Raw genomic sequence first — 19,784 nt, 5'->3', positions numbered from 1 at the left:
GGTACATACAGTGAATATGCTATCGCTTCTTCTCTGAAACGGAATTATGCAAAACGCTCAATTAATTCATTAAGTTCATTTTTGCTTATAGACATAAGAATCATCTCCTTAAATAAGGATATGGTCACAAACAATGCGTTTAATACATTATATCATACAGAGAATGTTTGATGGTTAAGTTTCAGGCGAACAGCTTTATCGAAAACAAGAGGAAGTGAGAAAAGTGGGTTTATTTTTCGGATCAATATCCAGTTTCAATGTCTCGGTGGCAGGAGTAATGTGGGGAAGGAAACAACTGATACCCGGCCGTGCTCCATGTTTGATCGCGGACTCGTAAAATTATGCGAATACTTCATAAAATTCCAATTCACCTTCATTCTTTCGATTAAACTTGTGTTGAGGAAGAGGAGGCGGAGGCGTGGATAACTTCCTACAAGTTATTTGAGGGTAACAATAATTTACTAAGAGATGGTTATTCCGTTTATGTGAATTTATATCTAACCGACATGTCCATCTTGTTTATGATACAATTAAGAAAAATAATTGGAGGAATTAACTTATGAAATGGGATGAAGTTAGAGCCATTTATCCAAATCAATTTGTTAAATTCGAAGTTCTCCAATTCAATAAAATTGACGATAAAGAAGTTGTTTCTGAAGTAGCTGTAATTGGACCTGTTCGTGACGAAGATGCTACTTATGAACTACTAAATAGCAAGGACAATACTTTGGTTTATCATACATCCAATGACAAGATTATTGTAAGGATTAGAAAAAGTATTGGGTTAAGGAGCAAGATAAAATGAAATTTGAATATCGAGATGGATTGCTCTTTACGACAATTTTACTTTCTTATGAAGGCCGCTCAAAGACGATTGATAATATCGTGATTGACACGGGAGCGAGTCACACATTAATTTCACAGGATGCTGTTGATGATTTAGGCATTCGAGTGCAGGCTGGGGATGAGATATATACCAGCTATGGAATTGGTGGAAAAGAGCATTCTTATGTTAAGAAAGTAGACTCCATTCAGATAGCTGAACTTAAAATAGAGAATGCATTCATTGACTTTATGTCGTTTCCATACGAGCACATTAATGGATTACTAGGACTTGATATATTAATGGAAGGAAAATTCAAAATTGACCTAAACACCTTAGAACTTCGTCTGCAATAAAGATGGAAGTTTTTTTGTTTTTGACGGTAGTCGGAACAATAGTATTCATTAATCGATCATTCTTTATTAATCATTCTCAAACTTGTATGATGAAGAAGAAAGGAGGAGCTTAGAATGGAGTGACCAAGGGAATTTGATCAGGAGACCGCACTGCAGCAAGCGATGGAATTGTTCTGGGAGAAAGGATTTGAGCGAACCTCCATTCAGGATTTGGTCGATCGGACTGCAAATGTAAAAGCACCAAAAGCAAGTCCTGCGGATATTGCGAAGATTGCCATCGATGGGATTGAGGCAAACAAATACGAAATTGTCGCCGATGACTTTAGCCGTAAAGTGCAACAGGACTTTGCTGGCGGCATTCAAGCATTGTATCCTCAGTTGTTCCAAACAAATTAATAGAAAGAAGTTCATGATCTACCGGCTGCAACAAGATATTCTTGTTGTGGCTTTTTATTATATCGCTAATGAAAGCGCATTATTCAGGAGCTTTTCGGAAGAAAGCGGGAAGAATGTGGGAGGTGATTTCGCTATAATGGACTCGTGAAAGGAGGAGGTTCGATGAAACCCCAAATTGCCTTGCAATTATGGAGTATTCAGGATGCATGCAAAGACGACTTTTATGAGGCGCTCAAAAAAGTAAAAGAAAGCGGTTATGACGGCGTTGAATTTGCCGGTTATCATGGGAAAAGTGCTGCTGAAGTCAAAGGTTACTTAGAGGAACTGGGATTAAAGGTCGCGGCTTCGCATCTTTCTTTTGAGGCTTTGGAACGGGATTTCGAGGGGACGTTGGCCTTCGAGAAGGAGATTGGCAATTCTCGGCTTGTGATTCCTTATGCCAGCTTCCAGACCTTGGAAGATTGGCACATCTTCATTGGCAAAATGGAGGAGGTTGCAACAAAGGCCGCGGCTGAAGGCTTCGAGTTCTATTACCATAATCATGCCAATGAACTCTCGGAGATCTCCGGCGTAGACATTCTGGCTGAAATGGTGCAACGTACGAAGCACATTGATCTGGAAGTGGATCTATACTGGCTGGCAGATGCCGGCGTGGACGCATTTTCTTGGCTAGAGACGCATAAGGATCGGATTGGTCTATTTCATATGAAAGATATGCAGGATTCTCCTCGGGAAAGCACGGAAATTGGCTCCGGCGTCCTGCCGATGAAGGAATACGTCCAGATCGCCAAGCAGATCGATATTCCATGGTTAATTGTGGAGCAAGAGGAGTTTCAGAACTATCCGCCGTTAGAGGCTACAGCGATTGATTGCCAGCGTCTTCGGGCGATGGTGGATGAGGTTCATTCAGCATAGAAGGAATTATATTAACCCATCCAAAGCTAAGATGCAGAGGGTGGTTTTTTCATGTACATTTCTAATCATAAGTGTAAAAAATAAAGGTAAATCCCCTCTCGGGTTGTCCGGACAAGTGATGCCCCTTATAATCAAACTGAACACGACAAAATCCAACGTACAGGGAGTCATCAGGTTTATGAGCGAGTACTTGGAAATCCCGGAGTTTCAGGATTCCCTCTTGTTTCGAACGTTCCAAAATGACGGAATGACGATTGTCTATCCGCATTGGCATAAAGAAATTGAAATCATCTATTCCCGAAAAGGCAAGGTGAACATCGGCGTTCGGGAAGAGATCGTTCAGCTGGAGGAAGGGGAAATCTTCATTTTTCCTAGCGGGGAGGCCCATTATTTCTTGGCTTCGCCTGAGAGTGAACGGTATGTCTATCAGTTTAATTTGAAGCTGTTTGATGAGCGAATCCTGCGGATATCGGAGGACTCCTTATTAAATCTCTTCGAGACTGGCGAGCCGCTTAGCCGCAACTGGCCGCAGGGGTTAGCCCAGAAGGCGACGGAGCTGTTAATTCATTTATATGAAGTCGAACAGACGAAACCGATGGGCATGAATTATTTGACCCTCGGGTATCTGTACCAATTAATCGGCGAGTTCTATTTGCACTTGCCAAGACACCAAACCTCAAACTTGCCCAGCAAGCGATCCACCATTCAGCACAAAGAAACCTTGGATTTGCTGAATCAAGTCTTTGAATATGTGGAAAATCGTTATCGGGAAGTGATTACCCTAGAAGACGTGGCGAAATTCGTGGGCTTTAGTCCGTACTATTTCACTCGATTCTTTAAGGCGAATACTGGGCAGACGTTCATGCAGTTCCTGACGGAGTATCGGATCAATCAAGCAAAGTTTATTTTGGCCAACGAAAATATCCCTATGGCGGAAGTCGCCGATAAAGCCGGCTTCGCCAGCGTCAAAACGTTCCATCATGTGTTTAAAGATGAGGTTGGACAATCGCCGCTGCAGTATCGCAAAAATCTAATAGAGTCTTAAAGATCAAGGGCTTTTACGAGTTTATTCTCGGTAGAAGCCCTTGTTTGTTTTTTGAACCGGAGGGCAATATTCGGGAGTATCATGCGAGGAAATTGGGAAGAAAGCAGTTATAAATTTGGCTATAATGAATTCGACAATAGAAACGCTTTCAGGAGGGATAAGATGAAACTAAAAGTTGGTATTATCGGATGCGGCGGGATTGCAAACGGCAAGCATATGCCAGCACTTTCCGAGGTCAAAGAAGTAGAAATGGTAGCCTTCTGCGATATTGTCGTAGAACGTGCGGAGGAAGCGAAGAAGAAATTTGGTACTGCGGATGCGCAGGTTTTTGATAACTATGAAACGATGTTAGCGAACACGGATTTGGATGTTGTTCACGTATGTACGCCGAACTCCTCGCATGCGGTGATTTCGATTGCAGCGATGGAAGCCGGTTGCCATGTAATGTGTGAGAAACCGATGGCGAAGACAGCGGAAGAAGCTAGAAGCATGATCGAAGCGTCGAAACGTACCGGCAAAAAATTAACGATCGGTTATCAGAACCGGTTCCGGACGGATTCGAGATATCTGCATCAAGTATGTGAAGAGGGCGGATTGGGTGAAATTTATTTTGCTAAAGCTCATGCGATTCGTCGTCGCGCGGTACCTACTTGGGGCGTATTCCTGGATGAGGAGGCGCAAGGCGGAGGTCCGTTGATCGACATCGGTACCCATGCCTTAGACCTGACGCTCTGGATGATGAACAACTACAAGCCGAAGTACGTGGTAGGGAAAACGTATCATAAATTGTCCCAAACGAAAAATGCAGCCAATGCATGGGGACCTTGGGATCCGGAAAAATTCACTGTAGAAGACTCTGCATTTGGTTTTGTCGTGATGGAAAACGGGGCCACCATCTTCCTGGAATCCAGCTGGGCGTTAAACAGCCTGGACGTGAAGGAAGCGAAAACGACGCTGTGCGGTACGAAAGCGGGCGCCGATATGAACAATGGCCTGACGATCAACGGGGAAGACCACAGCTTGTTGTATGAGAAGAAGATCGAGCTGCAGACCGGCGGCGTAGCCTTCTACGACGGAGCAGGGGAAAGACCAGAAGTGCTTGAAGCCCAATCCTGGATTCAGGCAATCCTTAATGATACCGAGCCAGTCGTGAAACCGGAAGAAGCTTTGGTAGTTACGGAAATCCTTGAAGCGATCTACAAATCCTCGAAGACCGGCGAGCCGGTTTACCTCTAAAATCAAGGAGCGATATTCATGATTCAAGTCACCGTGTGGAACGAGTATCGGCATGAGAAGACCAACCAAGTCGTTCAAGAAGTATATCCGGAAGGGATTCACGGGCAAATCGCCAAGTTTCTGCGTGAGGATCAATTCAAAGTCAATACGGCAACGTTGGACGAACCAGAGCACGGCCTGACGGAAGAAGTGCTAGAAGATACGGACGTCCTGATCTGGTGGGGGCATATGGCCCATGATGAAGTCCAGGATGAAATCGTGGAACGCGTGCATAAACGGGTGCTGGAAGGTATGGGGCTGGTTGTGCTGCATTCGGGGCATTTTTCCAAAATTTTCAAAAGACTGATGGGAACCTCTTGTGACCTGAAATGGCGCGAAGACGGGAAGCATAGCCGCATTTGGAACGTGAACCCGAGCCACCCGATTGCTGAAGGCATCGGTGATTTTATCGAATTGGAGAAGGAAGAGATGTACGGGGAACATTTTGATATTCCGGCACCGGACGAATTGATTTTTGTGAGCTGGTTCCCGGGAGGCGAAGTGTTCCGCAGCGGCTGTACGTTCCGGCGGGGGAACGGGAAGATCTTCTACTTCCAACCTGGCCATGAAACGTATCCAAGCTACTATAACGAAAAAGTGCAGAAGGTCATTAAGAACGGGATCCGCTGGTGCGCACCTACCCAGAACCTGTACCCTGTATACGGACACTATGAAGCACGCGAAAAATAAGGTAAACCAGTAGGAGTGAGAGCAATGAAACTCGGTGTATTTACACCTTTGTTTAATCATTTAAGCTTTGAAGAGATGATTGAAGAAGTAGCCAAAAAAGGATTGCAGACGGTTGAAATCGGAACCGGCGGTTATCCAGGCAACGCTCATTTAGATATCGACAAATTGCTGGCAAGCAGCGATGAGCGTAAAGAATATCTTGCCAAATTAGCGGACAAAGGCCTCGAAATCTCTGCGCTCAGCTGTCACAACAATCCGATCTCCCCGATCCCGGAAGTAGCTGCCGAAGCAGACACTTTGCTGCGCAAAACGATTAAGCTGGCCAGCTTGTTGAACGTTCCGGTCGTCAACGGATTCTCCGGCGTTTCCGGCGGGAAACCCGGGGATACCCAAGTGAACTGGCCGGTCTTGCCTTGGCCAACCGAATACGACGATAACTACAATTACCAATGGGAACAGAAGCTGATTCCGTATTGGAAGGAGATCAACGCAGAAGCGGAAGCGGCTGGCGTGAAAATCGGGATCGAGCTCCATGGCGGCTTCTTGGCTCATACGCCGTACACCATGCTGAAATTGCGTGAAGCGACCGGTAAAGCGATCGGTTGTAACCTGGACCCAAGCCATTTGTGGTGGCAAGGGATTGATCCAGTTGCTGCGGTGAAGATCCTTGGCGAAGCTGGTGCAATTCATCACTTCCATGCGAAGGATACGTATCTGGATCAAGATAACATCAACATGTACGGGTTAACGGACATGCAGCCTTATGGCAATGTGAAGACACGGGCTTGGACGTTCCGTTCGGTGGGCTGCGGTCATGACTTGAAGGTATGGTCGGATATCATCTCCGCTTTGCGCGTATATGGTTACGATTATGTGCTCAGCATCGAGCATGAAGACCCAATTATGTCAGTGGATGAAGGCCTCACACGTGCCATTACGAACTTGAAATCCATCATGATCCATGAGCAGCCTTCTGCCATGTGGTGGGCGTAAAGGAGCAAGCAAGATGTCGAAGATCAATTTTGCCGTCATCGGCTATGGCGGGATGGGCTCTTATCATGCCCACAGCCTCATTCCGGCAGAAAGCTCTCGCTTTCATGTCGTGGGAACCTACGATATTTCCGGAGAAAGACAGCAAATCTCCAAGAGCAAAGGCCTGCATATTTATGGCAGCTCGGAGGAAGTATTAACTGATAACAACATCGAAGCCGTCTTAATCGCGACACCCAATGATTCGCACAAGGAAATCGCGATCCGCTCGATGCGAGCTGGTAAACATGTGGTTTGCGAAAAGCCGGTAGCAATGAATACCGAAGAGCTGGATGAGATTTTGGCGGTGGCGGAAGAGACGGGCAAGGTCTTTATGGTTCACCAAAATCGGCGATGGGACCCGGATTTCCTTATCATTCGCCAGTTGTATCAGAACCGAACGATTGGGGAGATTTTTCAAATCGAATCCCGCGTTCAAGGGGCGAACGGCATTCCAGGCGACTGGCGTCATTTGAAGAAGCACGGCGGCGGGATGCTCCTGGACTGGGGCGTTCATCTGTTGGACCAACTGCTGTGGCTGGTCGACAGCCCGGTTCAAAGCGTATTTTCGGATTTAAGCTACATCTTAGGGGATGAAGTTGATGACGGATTCATCTGCTACATTACCTTTGAGAATGGTGTCAAGGCGTTGGTCGAAGTCGGCACCACCAACTATACCAAGCTTCCGCGTTGGTATGTGAAGGGCCTTGAAGGGACAGCGAAGATTAACGATTGGGATCTGTCCGGCGAGATCATCGCAGCTACCGGCCGTGAGGATGTGGCAGCTCCAACCCCGATCCAAGCGGGCGTAGGACTCACGAAGACGATGGCGCCTCCTTCGGAGGAAGCTACGGAGAAATTGGATTTCCCTGAGCCTAGAGCGGATTTCGTACCGTTCTATCAGAACTTCTATGAAGTTGTACGCGAAGGCGCTGAGCCCATCGTGAAGAATGCTGAAGTTCGCAGGGTTATGAAGCTGATGGATGATATTTTACAATCCAATCATAAAAAATAATGCTATAGCAAGTTGAAAGGCTAACCGCCTCTGCGGTTAGCCTTTTGCTGTTTGATGGGACGCTCGAAATGATCGGAAGAACGCCCAAAGGTCTTTGGCCATCAGCTCCGGCTCCTCCATGGCGGTAAAATGACCGCCGCGGGGGAGGGTTGTCCAACGCGTGATATTTAGGTTTTGTTTAGCCCATGCCTTAGGCGGAGGCAAAATGTCCTTTTTAAACAACGCGAGAGCAGTTGGAACCTCGATGTATCCGAGAGGCGGAAGGGTATGCGCATTTTCATAATACATATGGGCTGAGGAGCCGGCCGTGTTCGTTACCCAATAAATCATAATATGGGTGAGCAACTCGTCTTTGGTGTATTTTTGATCAAGATCCCCGTTGCAATCACTCCAGGCGCGCAGCTTCTCCAAAATCCAACTGGCCAATCCAACAGGTGAATCGGAAAGCCCATAAGCTAAGGTTTGGGGACGAGTAGATTGAATGGACATATAGCCCCCTTCTTGAGCGACCCAAGCCAAAGCAGCTTGTTGATATTCCCGTTCTTCAGCTGAGAGCTCCTCTCCTGAGGCGTTCATGAGCGACCGGATGATCCCGATGTCCGTGAGATGGATACCGTATAACAGCTCTGGATGATTTGCGGCCAGATACCGTGTTACCCCAGAGCCGATGTCCCCACCAGCGGCAGCGAATTTCTTATAACCTAGCTCCTCCGTCATCAGCTTGGCCCAAAGCTCTGCAACCTGGGCGTTGTTCGTGCCCGGATGCGAAGGACGGCTAGAGAACCCAAACCCGGGAACGGATGGGACAATCACATCAAAAGCATCCTCCGCACGGCCCCCGTAACTTGCCGGATCGGTAAGGAGCGGGATGACTTTTTCATAACGAAGGAAGCTGTCAGGCCATCCATGAGTCAGGATCAATGGCAGGGGATTAGGGCCTTTCCCGCGTTCATACACAAAGTGGATATCGATCCCGTCGATACGGCTACGGAAATGAGAGAAGCGGTTTAATCTAGCTTCTTGGGCTCGCCAATCAAATTGATCTCTCCAATAAGTAGCTAGCGATTGCAAATACTTTAGTTCGGTTCCTCGTTCCCAATCGGTATGTTCGGGCTGATCGGGCCAGCGGATATGCTGAAGTCTATGGTTCAGATCGTCCAAAACTTCTTCGGGAACATGAATGCGATACGGCATAGGTGCCATTGCGTTTCCCTCCTTCTCTTGCTATATCGCTCATTATATCCCTCGGGTAGATATGATACACTGACATAAATGAAGGATCTGACTATACGATTTGATAGGTGAAGCCCATGCCGCTACTAGACCGCTATAAGAACCGCATTGTCAACATTGAGTTTGTTCCGATGGAGGAGGTCACTCGGCTGCCTTATCCTGAGCGCCGTTCCCTGGTCTTGATTACCTCTGGAAGCCTTCAAGGCACCCTGAACGATCACCCGATTACCATCGAAGCTCCAGCAATTCTCTGTTTGGTTGAAAGCGATGATTGGAAGATTACCGAGATGCAAGGTATAGCTGCCCAATCGTTTCATTTTCACCCTGAATTTTTGAGGAGCGTTAGGGTGGCTGAAACGGAGGACCTATTTCCGTCAGCACCAAGTATCCAAACCGGGCGATCGTTTTTTCAACGCGTGGAACCGTATCCGATCATTCCCCGAATGACGAGTCAAGCTTATCCGCATATCTTTGAATGGTTTTTTGTCCTGGGGATGGAAGTGATGGCACAGAGCGATGAACGCTGGGCCTGTCGGATTAAGAAGTATCTGATTCAGATTCTGGGCTTGTTAGAGGAGTTGAATCAAATTCGGGAGCCTTCCCCGGTGGATCAAGTGCTAGAGTTCATTCATGCCAACTATTCCCGCAAAATCACCTTAGGGGATCTCACTCAAGCTGCGCACTTGAACCGGGTCAGCTTAAACAAGTTGTTCCAAGCAAGATGTGGTTCAACCGCGATGGGTTACTTGCTCTCGTATCGTTTGAAAGTCGCCTGCGAACTTCTAACCCATACCGATATGAATCTGAACGACATTGCACGTGCGACGGGGTTTGAATACGATACCTATTTCATTAGACAGTTTACGTCCAAGAAGGGGATATCCCCGACAACGTACCGGAACACTTCTCGTCATTTTTCGAATGCGCAATAATAGTATAAGTCGTTTTAGTAGGGGAGGTTAGGATGAGGAAATTACATCTTGTTGGCTTCTTTTTATTCATGTCCTTGATATTATCGGCATGCAGCTATTCCGCTGAACCCCAAGAACCTCAAGCCCAGGATAAACGAGCTCAAATTGTTGAAGTTACCGTGGATTTGCCGCATAACGAAGGCTGGTGGGTTGTTCGCGACGGTATGAAGTCGATGACCCTTCAGGTGAAAGCCTTAAATACCGAAACCGTATTGTTTTGGGTTGTTCCTACAGGGACGGAAACGTGGGGAGAACGGCAACTCCTCGGTTATGACCTCGATGGAAGCGATGGATGGTCATTCACGTGGAACTTTGGCAGCCGTAGCATGCACGACCGTATCGTAGTTCAAGCCTTAGGCAGTGATCACACCTCCCAAGCTCAAGAGATGGTTCTGGTTACCACAGAGTGATTACTGCGCGATTGAAGTATCTAAACCTCCAGCAATCGTCCGCCATCATGCCATTGGCCGTACATTTGATTTGCTTTCGTGCAGGCGATAAATTTATCCAGCCTGCGCTGAAAAAGTTCCGGCTGTTGGAGGACGCTCTGGATCGTATCGATCCGAACTCGTTGATAGAGCGCCGGGAAGTTCTTGAAATTCTCGTAGACTTGCGGATCTTCTCGCAGCCGTTGTTCGATCTGTTTATTAATTTGAAAAGCCTCGGGAGCCATATTGGGAAGAACCTGCTGATAATCCGCCATTCCCATAAGTTTCGGGTAGTACCTATCAAAATAGTGCGTACGACTGCATAATTTGTGCACAGTTTATCCTATCCTTACTTTGATGTAAAGGAGAGAAAACAAAGGTGGAGATTAATTTGACTCGACCGCTGGAATAGATCATCAACCTCATTACATAAATCATCAATCCGCCTCAAATGAAATCAACATGCCATTGGAGGTTTTGCCCATAGGCTGCTCTTCGAATCGTTCGTATGCTGAGGATGGGTTCACTCCCATCACAAATCATGGAGGGGAAAGGTATATGAAGACAAAATCCTTAGCCCGCTGGGTCTCCACTGGCCTAGCTATCGGCTTGCTTGGCACCATGCTGCTGGCATGCTCAAACGGGGGGCAGACGAACAGCGCGAAATCGAATGAAGGGGGAGCAGATACCGGCGGCAACAATCCAGTCACCGAAACTGCGACAACGTATCCGATCCAAACCGATAAGAAGCTAACGTATTGGGGGGATTTGACCGGGAACCTGATCGGGATCGTGAATTCCCATAACGATGTCCCGTTCTTCCAGAAGTGGCAAGAGAAAACGGGGGTTTCGCTCGAATTTACCGCACCGCCGGCAGGTCAAGCCCGCGAGGCGTTGAACGTCATGCTGGCCTCGGGTGATTTGCCGGATATGATCGAGTACAACTTTATGAGTTTTCCCGGCGGACCGGAGAAAGCAATCAGTGACGGGTATATTTTGCGCCTGAATGATCTGATCGACAAGTACGCGCCTAATCTGAAGAAGTATTTAGCGGAGCATCCCGAGATCGATAAGATGGTGAAAACCGACAGCGGCAGCTATTACGTCTTCCCGTTTATTCGGGGCGATGAGTACCTGCAGGTCTTCCAAGGCCCGATGATCCGTAAGGATTGGCTGGATGAACTGGGCCTGCCGGTGCCGGAAACGATCGACGAATGGACGACCACGCTTCGTGCGTTTAAAGAGAAGAAGGGGGCTGCCGCTCCGCTCTCGCTGGTCAGCAAGCCACGCTTCTTTAATGAATCCTACAACGGGGCGTTTCTAGGTGCCTACGGGGTAACGCAAGGCTTTTACCAGGAGGACGGCAAAGTCAAATTTGGCCCTGCAGAGCCCGGATTTAAAGAGTATTTAAGATTGTTCCAGTCTTGGTATAAGGAAGGATTGCTCGATAAAAATATTGCGACGGTGGATGGGAAAGCGCTCGACAGCAACCTGGCCTCCGGCGCCACGGGGGCAACGATTGGCAACGCCGGCGGCGGGATGGGGAAATGGCAGCCGCTGATTGAAGCCAACGATCCGAAAGCCGTGCTTGTGGCAGCCCCATATCCGGTGCTGAACAAAGGCGAGAAGCCTAAATTCGGACAGCGCAACCAACCGTACTCCTCTGAAGGCACCGTCGCCATCACGACAACGGCCAAGGATCCGGAGTTGGCGGTGCGGATGCTGGATTACGGCTACAGCGAGGAAGGCCATATGTTCTTTAACTTTGGCGAAGAAGGCGTCAGCTACGAAATGGTGGATGGATATCCGAAATACACCGACTTGCTCATGAATAATCCAGAGAAGCTCGCACCTGCGCAAGCGATCTCGTTACATGCCCGCGGCAGCTACAACGGACCGTTTGTCCAAGACAAACGGTATGCGGAGCAATTCTTCGCCTTGCAAACCCAGCGGGATGCGATTGAAATCTGGAAGAACACCGATGTCGCGAAATACCAATTGCCGCCGATTACGCCAACGCCGGAGGAAAGCTCGGAATACGCTACGATTATGAACGACATTAACACGCTGGTGGATGAGATGACGATCAAGATCATTTTAGGGGAAGAATCCGCAGACCAATTTGAAAGTTATGTAGAAAAAATGAAGTCGCTTCGCCTGGACCGTGCAATCGAGATCCAAACTGCAGCGCTGGAGCGTTACAACAACCGATAAGAAGCATGCGGGAGGGCGGATCTGCCCTCCCGACTTGAAATGAGGTGAACCCCTAAAGCCCATGAATAAACCCGTGTCCTTCAAACGCCGGTTCATCCGGGATTTTCGGTTAAACAAATACTTGTATCTCATGATGATTCCCGTCATCGCCTACTACGTGATTTTTCATTATGGTCCGATGTATGGCGCGATTATCGCCTTTAAGGATTTTACCCCGGTGAAGGGGATCTTGGGGAGCGACTGGGTAGGTCTAAAGCATTTTGAAGAGTTCTTCGGAAGCTACTATTTCTTGCGAGTGCTTAAAAATACCGTTCTCATCAGCTTATATACGTTAATCTTCGAATTTCCCGCACCGATCATCCTGGCCTTATTGATCAATGAAGTGCGCCGCCGCTACTTCAAACGGGTCGTGCAGACCATTACGTACATGCCGTATTTTATCTCTTTAGTTGTCATCTGCGGGATAATTACGGACTTTACGAATGCGGATGGACTGATCAACCGGCTGTTCATGCTGTTTGGATACGATGGTCAAGCGATGCTGCAAAAGCCAGAGCTGTTCCGGCCGATCTACGTGCTGTCGGAAATCTGGCAACGGATCGGTTGGGAATCGATTATCTATATTGCCGCGTTGATGAGTATCGATCTTGAGCAGTACGAAGCCGCGCGAATCGACGGGGCGAGCCGGCTGAAGCAAATGTTCTACATCACCTTGCCCGGTCTGGTGCCTGTCATCACCATCATGTTTATTTTGCGGATCGGAAACTTGTTGAATGTAGGTTTTGAAAAAATCATTTTGCTCTACAATCCGATTACCTACGAAACGGCGGATGTTATTTCCACATTTGTGTACCGCAAAGGGCTATTGGAATTTGGCTGGAGCTACAGCTCGGCCGTAGGATTATTTAACTCGGTGATCAATCTCGCGCTGCTCATCTCCGCGAACTACATCAGCCGCAAAGTGAATGAAAACAGCTTATGGTGAGGTGGAAGCGATGAAGACGGAAAGCGGTTGGCTGGATCGATTATTTAATGTAGTGAATTATACGCTGCTCATTTTGCTCGTGATCGCGACTTTGTATCCGTTGGTCTATGTTCTGTTAGCTTCGCTGAGTGATCCAGCACGCCTGTTGGCCTATAAAGGGTTCCTCTGGAAACCGATCGGTTTTAGTCTGGAAGCTTATCGGGCTGTGCTCGCCAACCCAGGTATCGGGATCGGGTTTCGCAATACGTTGTTTATCGTCGTGTTTGGGGTGACCGTGAATATTTTTATGACCGCCCTGGGCGCTTACGTCTTGTCCCGCAAAAACGTGATGTGGAACAAAGTCTTTATGTTCATCATCGTGTTCACCATGTTTTTCGGCGGCGGCTTAATTCCGATGTACCTGATCGTCAAGGGCGTAGGTCTGTTGGACTCGTTATGGTCCACGATTATCCCGTTTGCTGTCAGCACGTTTAATTTGATTATTATGCGGACGTCGTTTATGGGCATCCCGGACAGTTTAGAGGAGTCGGCCAAGATTGATGGAGCGAACCATTTTACGATTTTGTTCCGAATCATCATCCCGCTCTCAATGCCCGTGATTGCTGTAATGATCTTGTATTATGCTGTAGATAAATGGAACGGTTGGTTCTACGCCTCGGTATTCATTCGAAGCCGGGAGCTGTTCCCTTTGCAGCTCGTACTCCGTGAAATCCTGATCTCGAACTCGACGGACAGTATGTCGATTGGTGCCTCCGCTGGAGATCGGTTCCAGATCGGGGAGACGATTAAATATGCCACGATCATTGTGGCTACGTTTCCGATCATGTGCGTGTATCCTTTTTTACAACGATATTTCGTGAAAGGTGTTATGGTCGGATCCTTGAAGGGGTAATGGATGAAGGGGATATCCACGAGTACAGGTAGAGGAGGAGAAGCATGACAACGACCTTAAATACGATCGGTCAGGAGATCTGGCCGCGGTTGGAGTCCAAGGTGTCGCAGATGAGGGATTCCTTGGGGACCAAGGCTCCGCATGTTGCAGGACAAAACGGGATTTATGATGATACGAAGCTGGACTGGTGGACCTCCGGATTCTGGCCGGGAATGCTTTGGCTGATGTACGACATGACAGGAGATGAAGGTTGGCGGGAGGCGGCCTGGTCTTGGGATGAGCGGTTGTTTGCGCTGTTCCAGCAGGAGAATGCTTTTGATCATGATGTTGGGTTTCATTTTTTGCCGACAGCGGTTTTTAAGTATAAACTGACCGGCGACAAAGACGCCTTGCGGCGAGGCTTGTTCGCGGCAAACTTCCTAACCGGTCGTTTCAACCCAAAGGGCGGCTATCTTAGGGCCTGGAACGGCATCGAAAAGACCGGCTGGTCAATCATCGATACGATGATGAACATCTCACTGCTCTTCTGGGCTTCTGAGGAAAGCGGCGACCCGCGGTTTGCGCATATCGCCAAGGCTCATGCAGATATGGTTGTGAAGCAATTCGTACGGGCGGACGGGTCGACCCATCACATCGTGGTGTTTGATCCTGAAACAGGTGAACGTGTGGGGGCATTAGGCGGGCAAGGTGCGGGTCCTGACTCGGCTTGGAGCCGGGGGAACGCCTGGGCGCTATACGGCTTGACGAATACGTACCGTCATACGAATGATGCCGTGTACTTAAGTGCAGCCCAGCGGGTGGCGAATTTCTTTATCGCCAGCTTGCCTGAGGACAATGTCCCTCCGTGGGACTTCCGGGCCGTGCGCGAAGGCGGAGAGGAAGAAATTCCTCGGGACACCTCGGCCGGAGCGATCGCTGCCTCCGGATTGCTGGAGCTTGCCGACCAGCTGGATGAACCCACTGGCCGACCGTACCGCTCTGCAGCTGAGCGGATCTTAAGCTCCCTCGCGGCGAATTATGCTACTTGGGACGAGCCGAAGCATGAGGCGATCCTGCTTCAAGGCACGGGTCATAAGCCAGCGAATCAGAACGTGAACGTGTCGCTGATCTATGGAGATTATTACTTCGTTGAAGCTTTGGCGAAGCTCCAAGGTTGGAGGCGGCGAATTTTCTAAGAACTTGAACTCGATTATAATCAGCCCGAAGGACGACTAAGTCCCTCGGGCTATTGGCATTGGATAGGTTGCAGAACGGCCTGTAAGCAGAATTATCAATCGAATTGAACTTTTTATCTATAGGCTTGGGCCGGGGAAACACGTTATAATTAGGTCTTGATCTGACATACTGACAAACGCATAAAGCCAACGTACCAACGTACTAACGAACCGATTAACCCAGTTACCTGCTTATTTACAAACCAGAAGGATACGGGGGAGGAACGGATGTTGAACATTCAATCTTTGTGGCGGAAACGGGAAAGCGTGATCGTAACCTGGCTCGTTTCGTACAGTGCAGTGTTGTTTGTGCCGATTCTGTTCAGCCTCATCATTTACGCTCAGGCCAATACGGCATTAAAGAGCGAAATTCATCGGGCGAATGATTCATTGCTGAAGCAAATGCGCTACACGATCGATACGCAAATCGATTTGATGAAGCGGCTCAACATGGAGATGACCTGGAGTCCGAACTTGCAAACTTTGATGTACTCAAGCCAATCTGACGCCGAAGCGCCTTACACCGCATATCAGCTTGTCAAGGAGTTCCGCCTGTTCAAGACGTCGTACGCCACGATCGATGAATTTTACGTAGTCTGGAAAAAAGGGGATGCGGTTCTCCGGGCGGGGAATATTCGGGATATCCCTACCGCCTTTCATACGATTCACGAAACCGGAGACCTTAGTTTGGAGACATGGAAACGGTCAGTTTTGGAAGCGGATACAAAGCGCTTTATGGTGCTCCCTCACCTCAATGCGGGGCCTGCGGAATCCTCGATCGCTTATGTCACGCAGCTGCCTGCTGATCTAAATGGGCAAGAGACCGGGACCGTTGTGGTGATGACGGATACGAGCCGATTCCAGCAGGCACTTGAGGGGATCTCCGGCTTCAGTGATGGTCTGCTAATGATCCTCAATCAGAATGACGAAGTGCTGATGACCAATCGGGACCCTGCCGAGGAGCTGCTTCCCTTTATGGAGGGCAACCGCGTAAGGCTGGATCAGGCGAAGGTCGGAGAATCGGAGCTGTTCTATATGGATTCGGCGGTATCGGATCTTAAATATGCGTTGATCATCCCAAGCGGGTTGTATTGGGAAAAAGCCGTGAACGTCCGCAATTTCACGTATATCAGCATCCTGGTCAGCTTGGTCGGTGCCAGCGTGTTGACGTGGTTTTTTATGCGCCGTAATTATTCTCCTATCCAACAGCTGGTGGAGTCGTTGAAGGACAAAACGTCGCAGTCTGTACCTGGAGAACCGAATGAGCTCCGGTTTATCCAGCACATGATCCAGCGGGCCCGGAGCGAGAAGAATGAGATTGCCCAGCAACTCCAGAAGCATCAGCAGGTGCTTCGTTCGAATTTGATCTATCGACTGCTGAAGGGGAAGACCGACCCGCTTGTTCCTTATGAGGAATCGTTCCGTTCCTTTCAGATGCCGCTGTATTCGCGGGATTTTGCCGTTATTTTATTTGTGATCGAAAATGAAGATCGGCTCTATGACAAGTTGCCTGGCGTGGGATTAAGCGAACGGAGCAAACTGATTCAGCTGATCATCTCCAATGTGGTCGAGGAACTGGTTGCCACGCGAGGACATGTGGGCTATGTTGCCGAGGTCGACGAGATGATCGTATGCCTGGTGAATTTGCAGGCGGATTCCGTGACATGGAGCGAGGATTTGAGAGCGATTGCGGCGGAAGCTCAGCGATTCTTGGAGCGTTACGAGATGGAGCTGACGATTTCGTTCAGCGGTCGCCATCCATCCTGGATTGGCATTCATGAGGCGTATCAAGAAGCAGTGGATGCGATGGAATACAAGATGGTTTTGGGGAAGAAAGGGATCATTGCTTACGGGGAAATCCAGCAAGAGACGACAGGTGGGTTGTATGGGTATGACTATCCGCTGCAGACCGAGCAGCAGCTGATTAACTTCATCAAAGCCGGGGATGCCGAACAGGCCGGTCATTACATGAATGAGATCATGAAGCGGAATTTGGAGAAGCCGGTGATGTCGCTGAACGTGGCTAAATGCCTCATGTTTAATTTGGTAAGTACGATGATCAAGGTCATCCATGAACTTGGCGGACATGAGGATGATTGCCGGCTGGCCGATTATCCGCTATGGATCGATGAGGTGCTGGCCTGTGATACCGTACAGGAAATGCAAAGCGCTCTGCAAAGCTTGCTGCATGAGGTCTGCACCTTTGCCGCCGACAAACGTGCAAGCCATCTGTTAAGAGAACGGGAGGACTCGCTCCGCAACCTGATCGAGAAAGTGTCGGCGTATATCGCGGAACGATATAACGACGCCAACTTAAATGTCAATGCGATTGGTGATCATTTTGGGATGAAAGGCAGTTACCTCTCCAAGCTTTACAAGAATCAGACGGGAGAAGGCTTGCTGGACAGCATCCACCGATGTCGAATTGAGAAGGCGAAGGAGCTCATGCGAGCGCAATCGGAATCGATCAGCGAGCTGTCCAAAGTAGTGGGGTATAACGATGCCGCTACGTTTATTCGGGTGTTTAAGAAGTATGAAGGCATCACGCCAGGCAGATATAAAGAGATCAGCGGCATGAATGGGAAGGAGGTTACGGTATGAGTCGGAATCGAGATCAGGTTCAGCCTTATGCAAACCGAGGACTCGCGATGGTGGTGATCCTGGCGTTGTTTGTCTTGTTGAGCTCTTGTGATTCCAGTGTGAGGCCTTTCCACGGGTCATCCGCTGCTTCGGCGGAGAGTCCACAGGAGATACAACAATCGGTCGGGAAAGAAGCGAAGGAACAGGTGACGCTGACCTATTGGGCTGAGCTCAACGGAAATGCAGCCAGTATCAAATCTAAGTTCAGCGAAGTTCCCTTCTTTCAAGAATGGCAACGGAGAACCGGAGTCCAGCTTAATTTCATTCAGCCTCCAGCCAATCAAGGGAAGGAGGCAATCAGCGTCCTGCTTGCTTCCGGAGAACTGCCGGATTTGATCGAATATGAATGGATCAATTATCCGGGCGGCCCGGAGAAGGCAATGAACGATGGTTATATTCTGAGGCTTAACGATATCCTGGACCAAAATGCCCCGAATTTGAAAAAGTATCTCCAAGCCCATCCCGAAATTGATCTCCAAGTTCGTACTGCAAACGGCAGTTACTACGCTTTCCCTTTTATTCAGGGTGAACCGCGGCTTCGCACTTACCAAGGCCCGATCATCCGCAAGGATTGGCTGGATGACCTTGGGCTTGAGATTCCGGAGACAATCGAGGAATGGCATGATGTGCTGAAGGCGTTCAAAGAACGGAAGGGAGCAGAGGCTCCGCTCACCTTCCTTGGCGTACCCAATCCGTTGTTTGGTATCGAAGGCGGTGGATTCGTTGGCGCTTTTGGGATTAAGAAAAACTTCTACCAGGAGCAGGGGAAGGTCAAATTTGGCGCCATCGAGCCGGAGTACAAGGCGTTTCTTGCACTGTTCCGCGACTGGTATCAGGAAGGGCTTATCGATCCCAACCTTGCTGCAGTGGACTCGGAAACCCAGGATACAAGCATGATTCTCGGGCGCAGCGGCGCCGGCATCTGGAACGCCGGGGCGGGAATCGGGACTTGGTTGCCGGTGATGCGAGCCCGGGACCCGAAGGTCGAACTGGCGCCGACGTCTTATCCGGTACTGAAAAAGGGGGATCGTCCGAAATTTGGTCAACTTGCTCCGGTCGCGGGAGTCAGCGGCAGTGTTGCGATCTCAACAAGCAATCAGCATGTGGAGGAATCGGCCCGGATGCTGGATTATGGTTACAGCCCTGAGGGGCATATGCTGTTCAACTTTGGGATCGAAGGGGTTAGCTATGAAATGAAGGACGGTTATCCAGCTTATACCGACCTCATTTTAAACAATCCGAACCAGTGGGCTCCATCACAAGCGCTGGCGATGTATACACGGGCTAGTTATTTTGGTCCGTTCGTGCAAGATGTACGGTATATGGAGCAGTATTATGCGTTGCCAGAGCAGCAGGAGGCTGCCCGGCTGTGGTCCGACACGGACGCTGCGCTGCACATCTTGCCGGTACTGCCGAAGACCGAGGAGGAGAGTACGGAGTTTTCGGTCATTATGCAGGACGTGAACCGCCTCGTGGATGAGATGTCGCTTAAGATCATCTATGGGATGGAGCCGCTGGATGCGTTTGAAGGTTACGTGGAGCAAATCCACGCCATGGGGATCGACCGGGCGATTCAAATCCAACAACAGTCCCTTGATCGATATAACGCGGCATTATCTGCGAGATGATGGTTGGATTTGGATAAAATGGCAACGCGAGTGGC

Annotated in this window: 17 protein-coding genes and 2 pseudogenes; 17 read left to right on the top strand and 2 right to left on the bottom strand. The window is 49.0% G+C overall.

Translation table 11 applies throughout. From position 1 onward, the window contains the following. Positions 1-559 precede the first annotated feature (559 nt). From RW092_RS19105 to RW092_RS19065, 9 genes and pseudogenes are all read left to right on the top strand, one after another. On the top strand, positions 560-805 hold the full coding sequence (locus tag RW092_RS19105; protein ID WP_127576060.1) for a hypothetical protein: 246 nt from the start codon (positions 560-562) through the stop codon (positions 803-805). Beyond that, positions 802-1,179 (top strand): retropepsin-like aspartic protease, encoded by a 378-nt coding sequence (locus tag RW092_RS19100; protein WP_127576059.1) that lies wholly within the window; start codon positions 802-804, stop codon positions 1,177-1,179. The genes RW092_RS19105 and RW092_RS19100 overlap by 4 nt, the downstream gene beginning before the upstream one ends. Positions 1,180-1,329: 150 nt before the next feature. Further along, positions 1,330-1,398: pseudogene (locus tag RW092_RS23870) on the top strand (TetR family transcriptional regulator); the annotation flags it as partial. Positions 1,399-1,737: 339 nt separating this feature from the next. Beyond that, a complete protein-coding gene (locus RW092_RS19090; RefSeq protein WP_316010989.1) occupies positions 1,738-2,490 on the top strand; it encodes a sugar phosphate isomerase/epimerase family protein in 753 nt (250 codons plus the stop codon). A gap of 178 nt (positions 2,491-2,668) precedes the next feature. Further along, positions 2,669-3,535, top strand: a complete 867-nt coding sequence (locus RW092_RS19085) for a helix-turn-helix transcriptional regulator (protein ID WP_316010988.1) — start codon at positions 2,669-2,671, stop codon at positions 3,533-3,535. Between the two features lie 162 nt (positions 3,536-3,697). Then, positions 3,698-4,771: a Gfo/Idh/MocA family protein gene (locus RW092_RS19080; RefSeq protein WP_016311987.1), complete on the top strand. Its 1,074-nt coding sequence runs from the start codon at positions 3,698-3,700 to the stop codon at positions 4,769-4,771. 18 nt (positions 4,772-4,789) lie between these two features. Next, positions 4,790-5,500, top strand: coding sequence for a ThuA domain-containing protein (locus tag RW092_RS19075; protein WP_316010987.1), 711 nt, complete (start codon positions 4,790-4,792; stop codon positions 5,498-5,500). 24 nt (positions 5,501-5,524) lie between these two features. Next, positions 5,525-6,493 (top strand): sugar phosphate isomerase/epimerase family protein, encoded by a 969-nt coding sequence (locus RW092_RS19070; RefSeq protein ID WP_016311989.1) that lies wholly within the window; start codon positions 5,525-5,527, stop codon positions 6,491-6,493. Between the two features lie 13 nt (positions 6,494-6,506). Further along, positions 6,507-7,544 (top strand): Gfo/Idh/MocA family protein, encoded by a 1,038-nt coding sequence (locus RW092_RS19065; RefSeq protein WP_316010986.1) that lies wholly within the window; start codon positions 6,507-6,509, stop codon positions 7,542-7,544. Positions 7,545-7,580: 36 nt separating this feature from the next. On the opposite strand, the gene RW092_RS19060 is transcribed toward RW092_RS19065, so the two are convergent. Next, the gene (locus RW092_RS19060; RefSeq protein WP_028537750.1) at positions 7,581-8,747 is read right to left on the bottom strand and encodes an epoxide hydrolase family protein; all 1,167 of its coding nucleotides are present in this window, start codon (positions 8,745-8,747) and stop codon (positions 7,581-7,583) included. A gap of 107 nt (positions 8,748-8,854) precedes the next feature. Here RW092_RS19060 and RW092_RS19055 point away from each other — a divergent pair, with 107 nt between their 5' ends. Beyond that, positions 8,855-9,709, top strand: a complete 855-nt coding sequence (locus RW092_RS19055; protein WP_316010985.1) for a helix-turn-helix domain-containing protein — start codon at positions 8,855-8,857, stop codon at positions 9,707-9,709. Between the two features lie 68 nt (positions 9,710-9,777). Next, positions 9,778-10,158 carry a hypothetical protein gene (locus tag RW092_RS19050; protein WP_139816661.1) on the top strand — a complete coding sequence of 127 codons (381 nt, stop codon included), beginning with the start codon at positions 9,778-9,780 and terminating at the stop codon, positions 10,156-10,158. 20 nt (positions 10,159-10,178) lie between these two features. Here RW092_RS19050 and RW092_RS19045 read toward each other — a convergent pair. After that, positions 10,179-10,436 (bottom strand): annotated as a pseudogene (locus RW092_RS19045) (YdeI/OmpD-associated family protein); the annotation flags it as partial. Positions 10,437-10,734: 298 nt separating this feature from the next. On the opposite strand from RW092_RS19045, the gene RW092_RS19040 reads away from it, so the two are divergent. The 6 genes from RW092_RS19040 (at position 10,735) to RW092_RS19015 (ending at position 19,749) form a co-directional block, all read left to right on the top strand. Continuing rightward, positions 10,735-12,390, top strand: a complete 1,656-nt coding sequence (locus tag RW092_RS19040) for an extracellular solute-binding protein (protein WP_028537756.1) — start codon at positions 10,735-10,737, stop codon at positions 12,388-12,390. Between the two features lie 61 nt (positions 12,391-12,451). Next, positions 12,452-13,375 (top strand): ABC transporter permease, encoded by a 924-nt coding sequence (locus RW092_RS19035; RefSeq protein ID WP_028537757.1) that lies wholly within the window; start codon positions 12,452-12,454, stop codon positions 13,373-13,375. After that, positions 13,356-14,267, top strand: a complete 912-nt coding sequence (locus tag RW092_RS19030) for a carbohydrate ABC transporter permease (protein WP_406879538.1) — start codon at positions 13,356-13,358, stop codon at positions 14,265-14,267. Before RW092_RS19035 ends, RW092_RS19030 begins: the two co-directional genes overlap by 20 nt. A 44-nt stretch (positions 14,268-14,311) precedes the next feature. Then, positions 14,312-15,442 carry a glycoside hydrolase family 88 protein gene (locus RW092_RS19025; RefSeq protein WP_316010984.1) on the top strand — a complete coding sequence of 377 codons (1,131 nt, stop codon included), beginning with the start codon at positions 14,312-14,314 and terminating at the stop codon, positions 15,440-15,442. Between the two features lie 267 nt (positions 15,443-15,709). Further along, a complete protein-coding gene (locus tag RW092_RS19020) occupies positions 15,710-18,082 on the top strand; it encodes a helix-turn-helix domain-containing protein (RefSeq protein ID WP_316010983.1) in 2,373 nt (790 codons plus the stop codon). Next, positions 18,079-19,749 (top strand): extracellular solute-binding protein, encoded by a 1,671-nt coding sequence (locus tag RW092_RS19015; RefSeq protein ID WP_316010982.1) that lies wholly within the window; start codon positions 18,079-18,081, stop codon positions 19,747-19,749. The genes RW092_RS19020 and RW092_RS19015 overlap by 4 nt, the downstream gene beginning before the upstream one ends. The last annotated feature ends 35 nt before the right edge of the window (positions 19,750-19,784 follow it).

The sequence above is a fragment of the Paenibacillus sp. 3LSP genome (genome assembly GCF_032465655.1).
Classification (GTDB): Bacteria; Bacillota; Bacilli; order Paenibacillales; family Paenibacillaceae; genus Fontibacillus; species Fontibacillus barengoltzii.
This window is presented reverse-complemented; position numbering and strand designations above follow the sequence as displayed.

Excerpts from the sequence above, each read along its gene's own strand:
- RW092_RS19105 (WP_127576060.1), top strand. The coding sequence starts at position 560 with ATGAAATGGGATGAAGTTAGAGCCATTTATCCAAATCAATTTGTTAAA.
- RW092_RS19100 (WP_127576059.1), top strand. The coding sequence starts at position 802 with ATGAAATTTGAATATCGAGATGGATTGCTCTTTACGACAATTTTACTT.
- RW092_RS19090 (WP_316010989.1), top strand. The coding sequence starts at position 1,738 with ATGAAACCCCAAATTGCCTTGCAATTATGGAGTATTCAGGATGCATGC.
- RW092_RS19085 (WP_316010988.1), top strand. The coding sequence starts at position 2,669 with ATGAGCGAGTACTTGGAAATCCCGGAGTTTCAGGATTCCCTCTTGTTT.
- RW092_RS19080 (WP_016311987.1), top strand. The coding sequence starts at position 3,698 with ATGAAACTAAAAGTTGGTATTATCGGATGCGGCGGGATTGCAAACGGC.
- RW092_RS19075 (WP_316010987.1), top strand. The coding sequence starts at position 4,790 with ATGATTCAAGTCACCGTGTGGAACGAGTATCGGCATGAGAAGACCAAC.
- RW092_RS19070 (WP_016311989.1), top strand. The coding sequence starts at position 5,525 with ATGAAACTCGGTGTATTTACACCTTTGTTTAATCATTTAAGCTTTGAA.
- RW092_RS19065 (WP_316010986.1), top strand. The coding sequence starts at position 6,507 with ATGTCGAAGATCAATTTTGCCGTCATCGGCTATGGCGGGATGGGCTCT.
- RW092_RS19060 (WP_028537750.1), bottom strand. The coding sequence starts at position 8,747 with ATGGCACCTATGCCGTATCGCATTCATGTTCCCGAAGAAGTTTTGGAC.
- RW092_RS19055 (WP_316010985.1), top strand. The coding sequence starts at position 8,855 with ATGCCGCTACTAGACCGCTATAAGAACCGCATTGTCAACATTGAGTTT.
- RW092_RS19050 (WP_139816661.1), top strand. The coding sequence starts at position 9,778 with ATGTCCTTGATATTATCGGCATGCAGCTATTCCGCTGAACCCCAAGAA.
- RW092_RS19040 (WP_028537756.1), top strand. The coding sequence starts at position 10,735 with ATGAAGACAAAATCCTTAGCCCGCTGGGTCTCCACTGGCCTAGCTATC.
- RW092_RS19035 (WP_028537757.1), top strand. The coding sequence starts at position 12,452 with ATGAATAAACCCGTGTCCTTCAAACGCCGGTTCATCCGGGATTTTCGG.
- RW092_RS19030 (WP_406879538.1), top strand. The coding sequence starts at position 13,356 with ATGAAAACAGCTTATGGTGAGGTGGAAGCGATGAAGACGGAAAGCGGT.
- RW092_RS19025 (WP_316010984.1), top strand. The coding sequence starts at position 14,312 with ATGACAACGACCTTAAATACGATCGGTCAGGAGATCTGGCCGCGGTTG.
- RW092_RS19020 (WP_316010983.1), top strand. The coding sequence starts at position 15,710 with ATGTTGAACATTCAATCTTTGTGGCGGAAACGGGAAAGCGTGATCGTA.
- RW092_RS19015 (WP_316010982.1), top strand. The coding sequence starts at position 18,079 with ATGAGTCGGAATCGAGATCAGGTTCAGCCTTATGCAAACCGAGGACTC.